Origin of the sequence: Vibrio sp. 16, assembly GCF_963681195.1 — a bacterium.
Taxonomy (GTDB): domain Bacteria; phylum Pseudomonadota; class Gammaproteobacteria; order Enterobacterales; family Vibrionaceae; genus Vibrio; species Vibrio sinaloensis_D.
In genome coordinates, this window is sequence record NZ_OY808997.1 from 1,043,915 (window position 1) to 1,060,035 (window position 16,121).

Sequence of the window (16,121 nt, forward strand, 5' to 3'; positions counted from 1 at the left end):
ATTTGGATATAAAGAGTCATACTCGTGCGAAGCGGCGGAATAAAGACTGTTTATATTCAAATAGAGTGATACTCGAGAAAGAAACAAGACCCCACGTTTTAGCGTGAGGTCTTTACATCACTATTTTGCTAGCACAGGTTTTGCGTTCACATTCTCTTCATCGCTTAGAGAAGGCGCTGTTTTTGCGTGAGTTAAGTAAAGCGGGATACAAGTCATGATCAAGCCACCCACAATGTTACCTAGGATTGTTGGGATTAGGTTAAAGTTCAACCAAGTCGCAATACCAAAGTCCGCGCCTAGAATCATGCCTAGTGGGAATAGAAACATGTTTACCACTGTGTGCTCGAACACGAGTGCAAAGAAGATGAAGATTGGGAACCACATCATTGCGACGCGGCCAGCGACAGTGCGTGCTGTCATGTTGCCGATAACGCCTAGACACACCATCAGGTTACAGAAGATGCCACGCACGAAACAGGTAATCCATCCGTCCATACCCATGTTTTCAAAACCAAGGCTACGTGCAGTAGAAACAGCGATGAATTTCTTCGCTACTGCGTTTAGTTCTAGAGAGAAATTACCTGTTAGAGAGATTGCCACTAGGTAGGCTACGATTAGAGAGCCGATAAGGTTACCTAGACCAACAAGGCCCCAACAACGGAAGATACGATTCCAAGTAATACCCGGACGACCTTCAAACTTAGCCAGTGGCGCGAGACCAAAGACACCAGTTACCAAGTCATAGCCCATCACCGAAAGAATAACGAATCCAACTGGGAAGACCAACGCACCAACGACGCCCACACCAGTTTGTACGATTGTTGTAATCGCAACAACAACCGCAAGCGATAAGATGATACCCGCCATTGTGCCGCGAAGAAGCAGATCACGAGCGCTCGTTTTCGTCTTTGCTTCGCCAATGTTAATCATAGTTTGCACGAATTCAGCAGGTTTAAAGTCTGTAGACATGAATGTGTCCTTATCCAAAATTGAAAGTTAAAAGTTGAAATTGAATAGTGAAAGACTCGCTGTTCCCCAACTGAGAAGCAGCGAACCTTTAAGCTATTAAATCTCGTTTAACACTTGATTAAGCCGCTATCTCCACTTTGCCCTTTGCGACACGTGCTTTGTACGATTTCACGCTCATACGCTCATCTTCCATACATGCGCCTGTTGCTAGATTAAAGCGTTGCTTCTTAAGCGGGCTTGCTACCCATAATTGCTCATCGTGCTCAACAATCAGGCCACGTGACAGTACATTTGACTGAAAGAATGGGTCCATATTGTTGATTGCAAAGACTTCTTCCGTTGCTCGTGGGCGGAAGATAGCCACTTGCTCACCCTCAAACAGTGCGACTACGCCAGTGCCTGGGATGATGTCTTCGATGTTGCAAACTTTTGTAAATGCCATGATCTCTTCTCCCCTTAAACCACTTCTACGTGAAGGATGTCACCTTTCGCTTCAGGATGTTTTTCAGTGAATGTTGCTGGGCGATGCTGACTACGACCATCCGTGACAAACTTAACGTTGTCATCGCGCTCATCAGAGTTAACAAAGTGTGCAAAGCGCTTAAGCTGAGTTTCATCGTTAATCGTGTCAGCCCACTCACAGCGATACTCTTCAACCAATTTCGCTACGTCTGTTTCAAGTTGGTCATTAATGCCTAGCTTGTCTTCGATGATCACTTCACGAAGGTAATCAATGCCGCCTTCTAGGTTTTCGAACCATACCGATGTGCGCTGTAGTGGTGCTGCTGTACGGATGTAGAACATCATGAATCGGTCGATGTACTTGATCAGCGTTTCTTTGTCTAGGTCACCGGCTAGTAACGTTGCATGACGAGGCTTCATACCACCGTTACCACACACGTACATGTTCCAACCGGCGTCAGTTGCGATGATGCCCAAGTCTTTGCCTTGTGCTTCTGCACACTCACGAGTACAACCAGACACACCAAACTTCATCTTATGAGGTGTACGGATGCCTTTGTAACGGTTCTCGATCATTACGCCAAGGCCAACTGAATCTTGAACGCCGTAACGACACCACGTAGAGCCGACACACGTCTTAGCCATACGCAGTGCTTTCGCATAAGCTTGGCCTGTTTCGTAACCTGCTTCGATTAGCTTTTTCCAGATTGCAGGAAGGTCATCTTTCTGCGCACCAAATAGACCGATACGTTGAGCGCCTGTGATCTTGGTGTACAGGTTGTATTCAGCGGCAACATCTGCGAGTGCAGCAAGCGCTTGTGGCGTGACTTCACCACCAGCCATACGTGGAATAACAGAGTACGTACCATCTTTTTGCATGTTACCTAGGAAGTTATCGTTGGTATCGTGCAGCTTAACTAGAGATGGCTTCAGGATGTGGTCACCCCAGCATGAAGCAAGGATAGAGCCTGCTAGTGGTTTACACACTTCACAGCCGTAGCCTTTACCGTGTTTCTCTAGCAACTCTTCGAACGATTTAATTTCACCGATACGCACTAGATGGAAAAGCTCTTGGCGAGAGTAAGCAAAGTGCTCACAAACGTCTGCTTTTACTTCAACGCCCGCTTTTTCAAGCTCAGCATTTAGCACAGAGGTAACAAGTGGAATACAGCCGCCACAACCCGTACCTGCACCTGTTACCGCTTTGATGTCGCCAATCGTGTGGTGACCTTGTGCAACTGCCTCTGCGATTTTGCCTTTAGTCACGTCAAAACAAGAACAAATAACCGCAGAATCAGGCAGAGCATCTGCACCTAGTGTTGGTTTTTCTGCGCCTGCGTGAGCTGGCAGAATAAGTGCGTCTGGGTGTTCTGGTAGGTCGATTTCGTTAAGCATTAGCTGCAGAAGATCGCCGTAATCAGAGGTATCACCGACCATTACCGCGCCAAGAAGCTTCTTGTTGTCTTCAGATACGATTAAGCGTTTGTATACTTCCTGCTCTTCGTTCTGGTAAACGTAGCTCTTACAACCAGGAGTGCGACCATTAGCATCACCAATTGAGCCAACTTTTACGCCAAGAAGCTTAAGTTTTGCCGACATGTCGGCACCTTCGAACTTGCTGTCGTTACCCACAATGTGGTCAACAGCCACAGTTGCCATCTTGTAACCAGGTGCGACAAGACCGTAGAAGGTTTCATTCCAAGACGCACACTCGCCAATCGCATAAATGTTCTCATCAGATGTCTGACAGAAATCGTTAATGGCGATACCACCACGTGGGGCAACATCCAACTGCATGTCACGAGCCAGCTTATCTTGTGGACGGATACCTGCAGAGAACACGATGAAATCTGTCTCTAGTTCAGTACCGTCAGCAAAACGCATAACATTGCGCGCATCTTTGCCCTCAGGAGCGATTTCTAGTGTGTTTTTGCTTGTGTGAACCTTAACACCCATGCTCTCGATTTTTTGGCGAAGTTGATTGCCACCCGCTTGGTCTAGCTGTTCAGCCATCAGCTTCGGTGCGAACTCCACCACGTGCGTTTCAACGCCCAGCGCTTTCAATGCACCCGCTGCTTCAAGACCAAGTAGGCCGCCACCGATAACCACGCCTACCTTGCTCTTCTTCGCGCACGCTTCGATCGCTTTGAGATCTTCGATAGTACGGTAAACAAAACAGTCTTTGCTTTCACGTCCCTTGATAGGTGGAACAAATGGGAAGGAGCCAGTTGCCATAATCAGCTTGTCGTATTGAACTTCACGACCTGTGCTCGAATGAACGATACGTTTCTCACGGTTTACGTTAATGGCACGCTCGCCAATCAACATATTCACACCATGCTTCTCGTAGAAACCTTCTTTAACTAGAGATAACTCGTCCGCAGTGTGGTGAGAAAAGTAAGAAGAAAGGTGGACACGGTCATAAGCGACACGTGGTTCTTCACAAAAAACAGTGATCTCATACTGAGATGCGTCCGCTTTCTCGACTAAGTCTTCAATGTAACGGTGCCCTACCATACCGTTACCAATAACGACCAGCTTCAACTTGCTCATATTACTTCCTAAGGGTTAGGTTCTTATCTGAGCGCATTGTTGATTATGAAAAAAAATTAATACATGATGTAAATCAATTACAAAATTAAACTACTCTAAAGGGGTAGGAACACAAAATAACCACTTATATTTTGTAATTACTTTTCATTTTAGGGCAGCCAATTCCATTTTGTGAAATATCTCGAACTCTATAACGATGTTTTCGACAAAACACGCCTTGCTAACTTCTTGTTTGCAACCACCCTAATTGATAACCAATATTTATTAAAATAATAATTATCAATAATTTTTATTTCACCAACGCTCACCCTACACTTCTCTCCATTGAAACGAAACACACAACGAATTTTGGAGCATATTATGAAAATGAATCACGTAGGCATCATGGTTGGCGACATGGACAAAGCGGTCGAGTTTTACACCAAAGCACTCGGTCTTCGTATTGTTATGAACAACACCAAAGTGATTGAAGAACGTGAAACTGCAATCGGCCGCATGTGTATCGCTGTATTCGGAGAAGGCTTTAAAGGCTTTAACATCGCTCACCTTGTGACTTCAGACGGTATTGGTGTTGAACTATTCGAAATGGAAGAACGTCAAGATCGTCACGACGTAGATTTCTCTCGCTTAGGTATCTTCCATTTCTGTCTACAAGTATCAAAAGAACAATTTGCAACGGCGATTAAACGCGTTGAAGAGTTTGGCGGTAAGGTTCGCATGGATATTATGCGTTACCATCCAGAAGATGAGCTAAAACAAGCGCAAATGGTGTATCTAGAAGACCCATTTGGCAACTTATTTGAGTTTTACTCGCACTCATATGAAGAAACTTACGCTTCAGACTACGAATAACCCTCTGAGTAGCATGCTGGCGATTTGTTCAGCATGCTTTCCCCTTTGTTCTCCTACGCATTCATACGGTAAAGAACTAACCCGAAGGGAATTCTTTTATATTTCAAAATAAATTACCTTTGAGTTAAATGCATAGCTATTCAACAACAGTACTTTTGGACTAGTCTGCTCACAAAAGCAACGATTCTCGTTTTAATTATGTGATCTTGAGCCCGATACAATCTTGATTCCCGCAACTAAAAGCATACTATGGTCTGATATTCGCTATAGAGCATATTAATGCAGGAAGTAAGGACATGGAGCTAGATATATTTCATCCTTCTCGACATTTACGTCGGGCTGTCCTTTTTTGGTTAAGCCTTATGCTTGCCTGTATGTCTGCAATTTTTAGCATTTTCAACTTTTTAGACGGTGCAGAACCGATTCAAATATGGCCTTTAGCGACGTTTAGCCTTATCTCGCTGTTTGTTAGTTACAACACCTACCAACACTCTTCAGGCGCACCGTTAACAGTGAGTTATGTGTTCACGCTGATATCTCTAGTCACCTATGCGACCTTCGTCTACCCCTTATCCTATGGCTTGTTCACTTGGGCTTGCTTGTTCCCTGTCTTGTTCTATCTCATATTGGGGAGGCGCAAAGGAACGCTCGCGACCGGGGCGGGTTTTTTGACCGTTTTAATGACGGTTAGCTACAAAATCATTGAATGCAGTTTTGTTGATAGCGCTCATCTAGCGATCAATTTCGCCCTGACCTTTTGTTGTATTTGGCTTACTTCCCACATTCTGGAAGTGAAACGAAAAACCTCTGAAGCGTCATTAGGGCAGCTTGCTTCACGGGACTCGCTTACAGGTGTCTACAATCGTCATGCACTGGTGCACAATTTCAACCGCTATCACAATGAAAGTGCAAAAGTTCCGTTATCTCTTTTGATATTAGATTTGGATTATTTTAAGCAAGTGAATGACCAATATGGGCATGATGTCGGCGATAAAGTCTTAGTTGAAACCGCAGCGTTGCTGGATGCATTATGCGATGAACATTTAGTCTATCGCATAGGTGGGGAGGAATTTTGTATCGCGCTGCACAACTCAAACCTACAGCACGCTAAGTATAAAGCTGAGCTTATTCGCCAAGCCATTGAGCAATACTCTTTCAGTGGTGCGGAAGCCCCCATTAAACTCACCGTGAGTATTGGTGTCTATGAGTGCCACCACTTTGATAGCTTGGAGTCTGTGCTAAAAGAGGCCGACAAAGAGCTATACAAAGCGAAGAAAAATGGTCGAAATCAAGTGATGGTAAGTCAGGAGGTAGTGACCTCAGCCAGTTCTTAGTCACTAATCCTAACCACTAGATCCTTAACCTTTGCTTGATGTGATAAGCGCTCGAGGAATTACTTTCTTAGGAGCTCGCGCTTAACGAGTGTCAGTTTCTTCTTATCTTGAAGGCTCTACGATGCCTCTTCATCAAAGACCACATTATAGTTTTCTGTGTAGGTACAATGAGGCTGACGGCTACACGTAAAGAAACGACGCCCTTTGTGTTCACCTTGGCTAGCAATTTTGATCACCATCGGGCTACCGCAGCGCTTGCAAAATCGAACTTCTTTTTCTGGCTCGATAAGATCAATATGCGCCGCCAGTAAGCGTCTTAGTCGTCCGACTTGATAGCTGTGCTTAATACTCGCCCCAATCAAAGGCACCCCAGCAGACTTACAAACGTGCATCAAGAGCTTTTGTCGTTCGACCTTCCCTTTATCCAGCTCTTTGCCGTTATCGAGTTCGATCACTACTCTCGGATGCAAGGTACGTGGGTCACACACGACGAAGTCAAAGTAGCTCTTTGCGATGCGATTGTTTGCAATAAACCATTCTTTCTTATTGGTTGCCAACGGTGCGATGGCATTGCTCATGTTGACTTTGGCTAACACGACGCCATGTTGACCGACCGCGGTAACCAAAGCGTTATAAAAGGCAGACTCTTGCATATTGAGCAAAGGTCCTTTCTTTTTGTAAGCACTGTCTTTTAACTCATCTTGCTTAAGGTATCGCTGCTGCACAACAAAGAAAAAGATCACCAAGATAGCAACAACAATAAAAACACTTTCCATCGAAGACTCACCGGTTAAAACATGTCTAAAGGTTTATTATTAGATTTTATACGCTTACAGCAAGATCCGGCTAGTTATTTTGCGATTTGGCGTTCGGGGTGGTGAGTCGAATAACGACACGCTTGGCTGGGTCTACGACTTGAAACGTTCGTCCCCAATGCTTAGTGATGATCTTATCGAGCAGCCCAGAACTTTTCGCTTTCCGAAGCGCACGCTCTATGATGGGCTGGTATTCTTTTGCTTGCGGTGACAAATAGAAATAAAAATCTCGATCATATTGCAGCATTAAACGCTGCTCAATCGCCAAATGAGGGTTAAGCTCCGCCTCAGACACGATCTCATTAAGTCCCCTTGGAAAGTAGTTCACTTTTCCATCCGTAGAAATCAGCCTGTAAAGAGAGCGCCACTCACCATCGGCGAGATAAACTGGGAGTTGATTGGTTTTCCACACTGCGACATCAAACCAGTTAATACCGAGCCCCGCCACTAAACCCGAACGTTGCAGTTCATCGAGGCTATTTACTGCATCAAATTGTGATTGTAATTGAGGAGGGATGAGTAAGATCCGTTTGCCAATCATTCCGTTGGTTAACGGCACAGGTACCACAACGAACCTTTCGTCTCGCTCTGGTGTGGGTAGTAACCAAGTGAGCGTGAGCGCTCCACTCTCAACCATTTTAACCACGCGTTTCTGAGGAATATGCTCACTAGGGCTTGAGATCGACACTTTGTAACCGAGATCGGTTAACGACTCAAACAATAACTCGTGATAAAAGGAGTGACCGCCATCCAATTGTGAGGACAAACTGAGTTTTATCTCTTGGTTCGCAGCGACCATTTGAGCAACGAACAAAAGGAAAAGAATTGAAACTCTCATACACCCTCCTAAGCGGCTGGAAATGTTTTAGTAAACTTATCTTGGCAAACTCCCAACCAAAAGTGACAACGTCATGTGACAGCTAATCAAAATAGCCTTCAATACGTGAAGCTGTTGCGTGCAACGCTCCATCTTATAGTGTCCGCCCTATTGAGCGAATAAACTGACACGAGCCACTCTACAACTTTAGAGGTCGATACCTAAAACGTCTAGGTGAGAGTGAGGAATGGTTGTTCTTATTGAGATCTTCTGTAACTTCTCTCTGGACGTCCTACTGAGCCATAGTTCAGATCAGCTTCTAACTCTCCAGTGCTAATTAAATACTCCAGATAACGGCGCGCCGTTGTTCGACTGGCACCGATTCTCTCGCCAGCTTCATCGGCCGTTAAGCTTATCGGCTCTTGGAATAACGCTTTTATTTTATCCAAGGTGACGCCATCGATTCCTTTAGGCAGTCGATTGACGGAAGGTTCGTGAATGCTGGTAGATTGCAGCATTTTATCAACGATTGTTTGGTCTAAATCAGAAGCACGCGTCAGTTGCTGTTTTTGCTCGACGTACTTAGCTAGGGCCGCCTCCAATCGCGGAAACATAACGGGCTTAAGTAAGTAATCAACGACGCCACCACGCATTGCCATTTGCAGCGTATCCACATCTCTTGCGGCGGTAATCAAAATTACATCACATTGAAGACTTTTGCTGCGCAGCTCATTGAGGATCTCTAAACCTGAACCATCAGGAAGATGAACATCGAGCATAATCAGATCAGGTTGCAATATCTCGAGTTGAATATTGGCTTCCATCTTAGTGGTACAAATACCGATCACTTCATAACCACCAATTTGCTCCAAGTACTTTTGATGCAATTGCGCTATGGCAATATCATCTTCGATGATCATCACCTTTGTTTGCTTGCTCATACCACATCTTCCTTCGGTAAATACACCGTCATTCTTGCTCCATTATCCTTGTTATTGACCATTTCCAGCTCGCCCCTATAGCGCATCGCCAACTCATTAACTAAATACAAGCCGACGCCTCGGGTTTCCTGATCTTTGGTAGAGACTCCTCTCTCAACCAGTGATTCTGGCGTTATGGTATCGGGTAAGCCGCATCCACGATCCAACACTTCCAAAATGATTTCATTGCCATAATCACTGATGGAAACTTCAACCTTACGCCTAATGGCGTTAAACGCGGAGTCTTTGGCCATCGCTTCTCTAGAGGCATCAAAAGCATTGTCGATTAAGTTACCTAAAATCGTTACCACATCTTCGGCGTTAATTCGATCCGGCAGAGGAAGTAGCCTTGATCCTTCTTCAACCATCAGCTCGAGGCCAAGTTCTCTCGCTCTCTCTGTCTTTCCGAGTAACATACCCGCAATGAGTGGTTCTTTAATGGTTTCACGCAAAAACTCGATAATCGCTTGGTAATGGGCGGTTTCTTGACCAATTAGATGTTGAACAGCTTCGAGTTCTCCCATTTGAACCATGCCACTGATGGTGTTGAGTTTGTTGCGATGCTCATGTGTCTGAGAGCGCAATAGGTCTGCGTATTCTTTGGTTTTTGCGAGCTGCTCGGTCAATTCGGTCAAATCATCTTTGAGTCGGAAACTTGAAACCGCACCGACCACTTTTCCATCAACGATGATTGGACTGCGGTTCGCAATTAACCTTTTTTGGTTTAAATAGAGGTTGATATCGTGGTCGGTTCGCGCCGTTTGAAGAACCGATTGCAAGTCGCTATCAGGGAGTACTTCACTCAATGGCTTGTTGATAGAGTCCGCTTTATTAATATTCAGGATCTGACAAGCACTACGGTTTATCGATCGGAGTCGACCATCACCGTCAATACTCAGTATTCCTTCTTTTAATGTTTCCAACGTAACATCAAGCTCAACATACAAACGCCCTATCTCTTCTGGCTCAAAACCTAGAATGGCTTTTTGAAAACGTCGAGAGGCGTAGCTCGACAAAATCGCATTGGCGGCAACGACGGCAAGCGCCATCAAAATAAGATAAAGCAAGAAGGGTTCGATTCGATCTTGAAGTCTATCTAGCAAATAGCCGACAGATACTACCCCAATAATATTTCCGTCAGAATCAAATACTGCCGCTTTTCCCCTCACAGAGTAGCCCAATGACCCTTTAGCAGTGGAAATGTATGCCTCACCATCCACTAATGCACGCTTGTTGTCACCGCCTTTCATCGGTAAACCAATGCGCTCATCAACAGGGTGAACGAGCCGAACGCCATTTTCGTCACCGATCACAATGAACGCCGCACCGACAAGCTGAGTCAGGTCCCTAAATCGCTGCTGTTGATCCGGTGTCACGCCCGTTTCGATTGCATCAATCACATATTGGGATCTCGACAAAAAAGAGGCCAAACCTAACGCTTTCATTCCCATCTCTTCTTCCTGAGAATGCTTCACATAGATAAAGCCCGCTGCCACGAGCAATAGTAGCTCGATCAATCCAGACAGCGTCATGATAATCAACATTCGCTTACGAAAGCTGATACTGCTCCATTTCATAGCCTCTCCTTAACTCGACTATAGGCTATCACTGTTGCCGAGTCTGTCCGAGTTTGTCGTAGCGAAATTGTGAATGAAGTGTGTGTATGATTTGTTGTTTTTAGCCATTTTTATAACTAAAACGAATTAACCAGATGACACACCAAACCTACGAGCAGAAACTCATCGTTTATTGATTACGATCAATCTTTTTTATGTTCATTTTTTGCGCTATTTACGCAATCCTCTTGTATAATTATTAAGCAGCGCAAACGCGCGCAACGTATTTGGCTACGCAGCAAAAAATAACACTCTATAATCGCTGCTTTTTTGAGGGAATCGAAATGAAAAGGGACATATTTGGGATCTGCCTTTCACGCTCTATGCTGTCTAGTAATTTATCTGGCACTTTCACTCATGTTAGGGCTTATGCAAGATCAAATCGCGAAGACGATGCGAAGGTGATGCACGCTTTCCCCCAACTATCCGGGAAAGAGATCTTGGCTAACATGGAGTCATCTAACTCGTTACTGTGGCGTGCTGAATTTGCTTGTTTAGAACAAAAATAGTGCACTGTGAATCGCGCAAGATTCAACCTTTCGACGAAGAGAAGCTCAGCTTCTCTTTTTTATTGCCTGCAAATCCTAGAAGCAAATGAGTCACGATAAGACTTTGCTAGATCTTCACACCCAACAGAGCTAAAGTTACTGATATCTATGTTAACTGGCTGATAAATATGAAAAGAATCATTCTATTCATTGCACTTATATTTCTCCACGGCTGTACGGCAATTCCTGAGCGGGTAAAGCCCGTCTCTGATTTTGATGCCAATCGTTACCTCGGCACATGGTATGAAATCGCTAGGCTTGACCACAGCTTTGAACGTGGGCTGACGAATGTCTCGGCAAACTATTCGTTTAACGACGATGGCACCATTAAAGTCATCAACCGAGGTTGGAGCGAAAAAGATCAAATCTGGAATGAAGCCATCGGCAAAGCGAAGTTTGTTCAAGACGCTGATGTCGGTCATTTGAAAGTTTCCTTTTTTGGGCCGTTTTACAGCAGCTATGTCGTCTTTTATCTCGAACCGGATTACTCAACTGCGCTTGTTTCTGGCTATAACAATGAGTATTTCTGGATTCTATCTCGCAACACCACCATTCCAGATTACAAGCTGAATAAATATCTCCGCATTGCCGAACAAGCAGGGTTTAACACCGAGTCATTGATTTTTCCGTTTCGCTCGGCCGAGTGACCAAAGTGCGGTGAATAAACTTCTCAATTGAATTTTAGTGACGCGCCAATGCGTGGACGGCGTGCGAGGGGTGGTTTCGATCAGGTATCGATAGGTTTCCTTATCAAAAGTCACCTCCCCTCCATGCGCTGCCAGTAGACGCTTCGGAGCCATTTCAAATACCCTTTTTACTGAAGCTCGGTACTGATTCGGGTGGAATATCGGAAAGGGAGAGATCAAACGCTGCTTAACTTCAACAATTAGATCCGCCACATAAAGCAGGTCTTGTTCGCGGTGGTATAGTGACAAGTCTCTATCGGTGTGACCTGGTGTTTCAATTACCCGCCAATCTTCAAATCCGGGTATAACATCGCCCTCTCTAACCCTTACCTGAGGATGTAAATGGCGACTATACCAAAGGTTTCTCTTCGGCTGATTCTTGCGCTTAGCCACCCACATGGCCAATGCAATATCCGTTAGGTGCATAATGAAACCATCTGGCCCCGAGTACCACTGATTAGGGCGGTCCGCCGACACCAATGTACACCCCGTGCGCGCCCGCAGTAAATTGGCTCCACCAGCATGGTCAGGGTGCATATGGGTAATCACCACGACTTGTAGATCGGTGATTGGTCTTTTTAACTTCAGGGTGACGAACTGCGTTATATCATCAACATCCGCTCGGCTTGCACCATCGAGCAGCATCAATTTATCGGGATATTCGGCTATATACAGAGTTTGTATATAGCCTTTGAGAGTGTGGAGTATCATTCGCAATTATTAACAAGTTATTTACACTTGTTAATTTAGCGAGTCCTCAAGAAATGGAAAGAGCAAAAACTCTAAGGTGTGAATTTGCTACGACTTTAGAAGCCCCGTTTTTTCGGCAACTTCAGCCACAACGGCATCCAAGTTTTGCGCTATTTGTTTCAATGTCTGCTGTTCTTCTTCGGTAAATGGATGGCTCAGAACAGATTCCGCCCCATTCTTACCAACCACGGTTGGTAGGCTTAGAACAACATCATTAATACCATACTGCCCATCAAGAAGAGTCGCCACAGGCAATACTGAGCGTTCGTTAATCATTATCGCTTGGATAATTCTAAACACACTGGCAGCAATACCATGAGTGGTATTTTGTTTACGCTTAAATATCTCATAGCCAGCTTGCTTTACAGACTCTAATAACTCGTCCGCACAGATTCGGTCGATATGGTGAGTATCACAATAGTAGTCTGCAGGCTGCCCAGCGATTGAAATCAAACTTTTGGGCGTGAAGCAGTTGCTCCCATGCTCACCCAACACATAGCCAAACACGTTTTTAGGGTCTAAGTTGACTCGGTTTGCCACTATGGTCATCAGACGCGCAGTATCAATCACACAACCGCTACTGATCACTTTAGAGCGAGGAAACTTGGTATTTGTCGCGATAAAATGCGCCACAATATCGCAAGGGTTCGATACGACGATCAAAATGGCGTTTGGCGCAACTCGCTCAACTTCTTTGGCAATTTCAACACCAATTCGGCTATTGACCTCAGCCAAATCGATTCGAGTCTGACCCTGTTGGATTTGTGCGCCTGCGGTAATCACCACAATGTCCGCGCCAATCAGGTTCAAATAATCATCGGTTGGCACTAAGTGAGTATTCTTTGAAAACGTTAGTGCTGCGGTGTGGCGAAAATCGAACACTTCACCTTCGGCACGTTCAAGATTTTTATCAAGCAATACCAGCTCACTCACACTGCCTATCGTCAGGAGGTAGTTGCACACCCCCACCCCAACGGCACCAGCACCAATTACTCCAATTTTCATGTGTTCATCCCTGTGTTTCTTACGACAAATTGCTAATAATCACATCAATTATAGCAATTTAATTTTACCTTCTAAATAAGTAATGAAGGATCTCACTAGAAACCTAGACTATTGCTAGCGGCGAACTCTGAAAAGCCTGCCATCGGTGCGATAAAATAGAAGAGCAAATAAGATCAAGCTGCACCCAATCAGTTTGTTGGTTGAAAGTTGCTCGCCGTACCAGAGGATACTTAATATCACCGTCCAAATGGGTTCTAACAACATGATGAGCGCCGCGTTGCCTGGGTTACATCCCTTCTGGCCAAGTGTCTGCATCACGTATCTTAGACTGGTGGCCAGAACCGCGCTGGCTGCAAACCACCCCCAGATTGACGAATCGACACTGACTGGCGGCTCCTCAAGCAGAAGTGACATCACCAAGGCAATCAAGCCCGTCACAAATAGCTGTATACACGTAAGCAGTAAGATTGGAAGCTTTTGCGCTAGCTTGCTATTAATATTGAAATGAAGTGCTAACAAACACGCATTGGCAAGAAACCAAATTTGCCCGGGCGAGCTATTCCAGCCTCCTTGCAACGAAAGAAACGCCAATCCAGCGATGGCAATTGGCATCGCAAACCAAAATGCACGCTTTGGCCGCTCTTTAAACAGTGCCCAAGCCACAATTGGCACAATGATCATCGACAAACTGACAATAAACGCCCCTTCTCCAAGGGTTTCGCTTATAGAGATAGCGTGGACCCAAGCCAAAAGTGCCAGAGCGAGAATACCGCCCCCACCAATGGCTTGTGCTAGCTGAACGCGACTCAAGCGTCGAAATGCCCGAAAACACAATGGCAGTAAACAAACCGAAGCAACCAAAAAGCGAAGACCTATAAAACCGAAAGGCGGTAAGCCTTGAATGGTTTCTTTGGAAAATATCCAGCCCAGACCTGCCAACATCGTTGTGGCAATAAGTATCCAAGCAGCTTTACGTTCAGCGTTCAAAATCAAATCTCTTCGTTATTTTTTATTGTTTTGTTGTTTGGCGATAGTCTCAGATTTTTGTAGTGACAACCACTCTTTAGCGCTAATCTAACCGCTCATTATTTTTTGATTGTGTTAAGCAAATGAATATAGTCGGACACCGAGGCATTGCCGGTCATTACCCTGAAAACACCCGAGTGAGTATTGAAGCTGCGATAGAGCTCGGCCTCAACTGGATAGAAGTCGATATCCAACCAAGCAAAGATGATGTTCTTGTGGTTTGCCATGATCACACAGTTGATCGATGCAGTAATGGGAAAGGTCGAGTTGATACACTGACCTTAAGCGAACTACGCCAGCTTAATTTTGCCCATCGTTATCCTGAATGTTCTCCGCAAACAATATTGACCTTGAGTGAGTTGCTCGACATTGCCAATCGGCACCGCATCAAGTTAAACCTTGAAGTGAAAATCGATCACCATGACCCTGAACACGTTGTCGACCTCCTTGCGCACACCCTCAAAGGCATTGAGCTGCCAAAAGAGGCGATTCTGTTTTCGAGTTTTAACCACGATGTCGTTCGCCAGCTTAGAAAGCAGTTTCCCACCCACGCCATTGCCGTTTTGTCAGAAAGATTGAAGAGAAAAGATCGACTTCTTCTAGAAGAGGTTCAAGCCGTTGGTTGCAATCTCAACCACCTCTGGACAAGCAAACAACAGATTTCATCTCTGCAAAAGCTCGGCTATAAAGTCTGGTGCTACACAGTAAACAACCCAAATCGCTTAAAGCGCCTTAGCAATCTAGATGGTATTTTTAGTGATTATCCTGAGCGCTTTTTTAACCCCTAGAAAGCGCGAAATTAGAACCAGTCGAAATTAGCGCCCCAAACCACAAAGCCTCAGCATGAAGATGACAAGATACCAAGCTGGTTCAGAATATCTTGACACTTAGGGGCCATTTCCAACAAACAACCTCTCTGGCTTTATACAGTACTTTCTCCACAGTACTGTATAAAGCCATGTGCGTTCACTCACAGTTTCTCATACTTAGATCACTTGCAAGAAAACAAAGGTAATCATTTAAATTCAACAACTTAACTTTTATTCTCGCTCAAGAGCTTCTATTTTTCGATTAAAAAGACAACAAAAAGTCTTGATCACTTCCAGCAAACAAACTACTGTATACACATACAGCATGTATGAAAGGACAGTATTATGATTCAGTTTCAACCAACAAGTCGCTCGGTTTCTAAATTCAATGTTCTCGCTCAACCTACCCAGCCGATGAACATCGATGACACCGTTCTTTACCGCTTAGCGAGCCTATCGCACCAAAAGCAATGGATTTTGTTTACTGCTGAATGTCCACGTCCCGACTACGAACAGTTCGCTTCATACAATGTCAGCTGTAAAAAGATCATCCAGATGAGAGCATCTCAAACTCAGTCAGAGGTAGAGATTGTGACCAAAGCCATTCAGTCGGGTAACGCAAGTGCCGTTGTCGCGTCCAACCAAATTTCAGAATTAGATCAAGCGTTACTTACTGACCTCGCTAACCAATTCCAGTGTGCGGTCTTTTTTGTTGAGGGCAGATCATTCCAGTACCACTAATAAGCTCAACATTTACACTGTCTTTGTCCCCTCCCTTTGTGAGGGGCTTTTTCTTTTTATCACATCGCCATTGCGCCGTTAAAAAATTAAGCAAACGTTTGCTTTTTATCTGGAAGCCTCGCTAAGTTCTGGTATTATGCACTGCAAATCGAAAGCAA

16 protein-coding genes are annotated in these 16,121 nt (G+C 44.8%); 6 read left to right on the forward strand and 10 right to left on the reverse strand.

Translation table 11 applies throughout. The features are described from left to right. Positions 1 to 120: 120 nt before the first annotated feature. From U9J37_RS04615 to nirB, 3 genes are all read right to left on the reverse strand, one after another. Positions 121 to 969, reverse strand: coding sequence for a formate/nitrite transporter family protein (locus U9J37_RS04615; RefSeq protein WP_005473816.1), 849 nt, complete (start codon positions 967 to 969; stop codon positions 121 to 123). A gap of 118 nt (positions 970 to 1,087) precedes the next feature. Further along, on the reverse strand, positions 1,088 to 1,411 hold the full coding sequence (gene nirD / locus U9J37_RS04620; protein WP_005473845.1) for a nitrite reductase small subunit NirD: 324 nt from the start codon (positions 1,409 to 1,411) through the stop codon (positions 1,088 to 1,090). A gap of 14 nt (positions 1,412 to 1,425) precedes the next feature. Beyond that, positions 1,426 to 3,984 carry a nitrite reductase large subunit NirB gene (gene nirB / locus U9J37_RS04625; RefSeq protein ID WP_005473821.1) on the reverse strand — a complete coding sequence of 853 codons (2,559 nt, stop codon included), beginning with the start codon at positions 3,982 to 3,984 and terminating at the stop codon, positions 1,426 to 1,428. A 360-nt stretch (positions 3,985 to 4,344) separates the two neighbouring features. Here nirB and U9J37_RS04630 point away from each other — a divergent pair, with 360 nt between their 5' ends. Both U9J37_RS04630 and U9J37_RS04635 read left to right on the forward strand, forming a co-directional pair. Beyond that, complete coding sequence (locus U9J37_RS04630; RefSeq protein ID WP_005473773.1) at positions 4,345 to 4,836, forward strand: VOC family protein; 492 nt, start codon at positions 4,345 to 4,347, stop codon at positions 4,834 to 4,836. A gap of 296 nt (positions 4,837 to 5,132) precedes the next feature. After that, the gene (locus tag U9J37_RS04635) at positions 5,133 to 6,170 is read left to right on the forward strand and encodes a GGDEF domain-containing protein (protein ID WP_038134493.1); all 1,038 of its coding nucleotides are present in this window, start codon (positions 5,133 to 5,135) and stop codon (positions 6,168 to 6,170) included. A 116-nt stretch (positions 6,171 to 6,286) separates the two neighbouring features. On the opposite strand, the gene U9J37_RS04640 is transcribed toward U9J37_RS04635, so the two are convergent. From U9J37_RS04640 to U9J37_RS04655, 4 genes are all read right to left on the reverse strand, one after another. Beyond that, complete coding sequence (locus U9J37_RS04640; protein ID WP_005473818.1) at positions 6,287 to 6,946, reverse strand: DUF2726 domain-containing protein; 660 nt, start codon at positions 6,944 to 6,946, stop codon at positions 6,287 to 6,289. A gap of 70 nt (positions 6,947 to 7,016) precedes the next feature. Continuing rightward, positions 7,017 to 7,823: a hypothetical protein gene (locus U9J37_RS04645; protein ID WP_005473763.1), complete on the reverse strand. Its 807-nt coding sequence runs from the start codon at positions 7,821 to 7,823 to the stop codon at positions 7,017 to 7,019. A gap of 236 nt (positions 7,824 to 8,059) precedes the next feature. Next, positions 8,060 to 8,743 carry a response regulator gene (locus U9J37_RS04650; protein ID WP_005473817.1) on the reverse strand — a complete coding sequence of 228 codons (684 nt, stop codon included), beginning with the start codon at positions 8,741 to 8,743 and terminating at the stop codon, positions 8,060 to 8,062. Beyond that, a complete protein-coding gene (locus tag U9J37_RS04655; RefSeq protein WP_005473839.1) occupies positions 8,740 to 10,359 on the reverse strand; it encodes an ATP-binding protein in 1,620 nt (539 codons plus the stop codon). Before U9J37_RS04655 ends, U9J37_RS04650 begins: the two co-directional genes overlap by 4 nt. A gap of 323 nt (positions 10,360 to 10,682) precedes the next feature. Between U9J37_RS04655 and U9J37_RS04660 the strand changes: the two genes are divergently transcribed. Both U9J37_RS04660 and U9J37_RS04665 read left to right on the forward strand, forming a co-directional pair. Further along, on the forward strand, positions 10,683 to 10,907 hold the full coding sequence (locus U9J37_RS04660) for a hypothetical protein (protein WP_038187030.1): 225 nt from the start codon (positions 10,683 to 10,685) through the stop codon (positions 10,905 to 10,907). A gap of 167 nt (positions 10,908 to 11,074) precedes the next feature. Beyond that, on the forward strand, positions 11,075 to 11,593 hold the full coding sequence (locus U9J37_RS04665; protein ID WP_038134485.1) for a lipocalin family protein: 519 nt from the start codon (positions 11,075 to 11,077) through the stop codon (positions 11,591 to 11,593). Here the strand turns inward: U9J37_RS04665 and U9J37_RS04670 are convergent. The 3 genes from U9J37_RS04670 to U9J37_RS04680 form a co-directional block, all read right to left on the reverse strand. Next, complete coding sequence (locus U9J37_RS04670) at positions 11,561 to 12,343, reverse strand: MBL fold metallo-hydrolase (RefSeq protein WP_005473819.1); 783 nt, start codon at positions 12,341 to 12,343, stop codon at positions 11,561 to 11,563. The two genes, U9J37_RS04665 and U9J37_RS04670, sit on opposite strands and share 33 nt — an antisense overlap. Positions 12,344 to 12,430: 87 nt before the next feature. Next, the gene (locus U9J37_RS04675) at positions 12,431 to 13,387 is read right to left on the reverse strand and encodes a lactate/malate family dehydrogenase (protein ID WP_005473813.1); all 957 of its coding nucleotides are present in this window, start codon (positions 13,385 to 13,387) and stop codon (positions 12,431 to 12,433) included. Positions 13,388 to 13,501: 114 nt separating this feature from the next. Further along, the gene (locus tag U9J37_RS04680) at positions 13,502 to 14,374 is read right to left on the reverse strand and encodes a DMT family transporter (protein ID WP_043887163.1); all 873 of its coding nucleotides are present in this window, start codon (positions 14,372 to 14,374) and stop codon (positions 13,502 to 13,504) included. A gap of 122 nt (positions 14,375 to 14,496) precedes the next feature. On the opposite strand from U9J37_RS04680, the gene U9J37_RS04685 reads away from it, so the two are divergent. Together U9J37_RS04685 and U9J37_RS04690 are read left to right on the forward strand one after the other, a co-directional pair. Further along, positions 14,497 to 15,201 carry a glycerophosphodiester phosphodiesterase gene (locus U9J37_RS04685; RefSeq protein ID WP_005473811.1) on the forward strand — a complete coding sequence of 235 codons (705 nt, stop codon included), beginning with the start codon at positions 14,497 to 14,499 and terminating at the stop codon, positions 15,199 to 15,201. Between the two features lie 366 nt (positions 15,202 to 15,567). Continuing rightward, positions 15,568 to 15,963 (forward strand): SulA-like leucine-rich domain-containing protein, encoded by a 396-nt coding sequence (locus U9J37_RS04690; protein WP_005473851.1) that lies wholly within the window; start codon positions 15,568 to 15,570, stop codon positions 15,961 to 15,963. Positions 15,964 to 16,121 lie beyond the last annotated feature (158 nt).

Coding starts and splice junctions, on each gene's coding strand:
- U9J37_RS04665 (WP_038134485.1), top strand. CDS start 11,075: ATGAAAAGAATCATTCTATTCATTGCACTTATATTTCTCCACGGCTGT.
- U9J37_RS04615 (WP_005473816.1), bottom strand. CDS start 969: ATGTCTACAGACTTTAAACCTGCTGAATTCGTGCAAACTATGATTAAC.
- U9J37_RS04670 (WP_005473819.1), bottom strand. CDS start 12,343: ATGATACTCCACACTCTCAAAGGCTATATACAAACTCTGTATATAGCC.
- U9J37_RS04650 (WP_005473817.1), bottom strand. CDS start 8,743: ATGAGCAAGCAAACAAAGGTGATGATCATCGAAGATGATATTGCCATA.
- U9J37_RS04660 (WP_038187030.1), top strand. CDS start 10,683: ATGAAAAGGGACATATTTGGGATCTGCCTTTCACGCTCTATGCTGTCT.
- U9J37_RS04630 (WP_005473773.1), top strand. CDS start 4,345: ATGAAAATGAATCACGTAGGCATCATGGTTGGCGACATGGACAAAGCG.
- nirB (WP_005473821.1), bottom strand. CDS start 3,984: ATGAGCAAGTTGAAGCTGGTCGTTATTGGTAACGGTATGGTAGGGCAC.
- nirD (WP_005473845.1), bottom strand. CDS start 1,411: ATGGCATTTACAAAAGTTTGCAACATCGAAGACATCATCCCAGGCACT.
- U9J37_RS04685 (WP_005473811.1), top strand. CDS start 14,497: ATGAATATAGTCGGACACCGAGGCATTGCCGGTCATTACCCTGAAAAC.
- U9J37_RS04645 (WP_005473763.1), bottom strand. CDS start 7,823: ATGAGAGTTTCAATTCTTTTCCTTTTGTTCGTTGCTCAAATGGTCGCT.
- U9J37_RS04675 (WP_005473813.1), bottom strand. CDS start 13,387: ATGAAAATTGGAGTAATTGGTGCTGGTGCCGTTGGGGTGGGGGTGTGC.
- U9J37_RS04640 (WP_005473818.1), bottom strand. CDS start 6,946: ATGGAAAGTGTTTTTATTGTTGTTGCTATCTTGGTGATCTTTTTCTTT.
- U9J37_RS04690 (WP_005473851.1), top strand. CDS start 15,568: ATGATTCAGTTTCAACCAACAAGTCGCTCGGTTTCTAAATTCAATGTT.
- U9J37_RS04635 (WP_038134493.1), top strand. CDS start 5,133: ATGGAGCTAGATATATTTCATCCTTCTCGACATTTACGTCGGGCTGTC.
- U9J37_RS04655 (WP_005473839.1), bottom strand. CDS start 10,359: ATGAAATGGAGCAGTATCAGCTTTCGTAAGCGAATGTTGATTATCATG.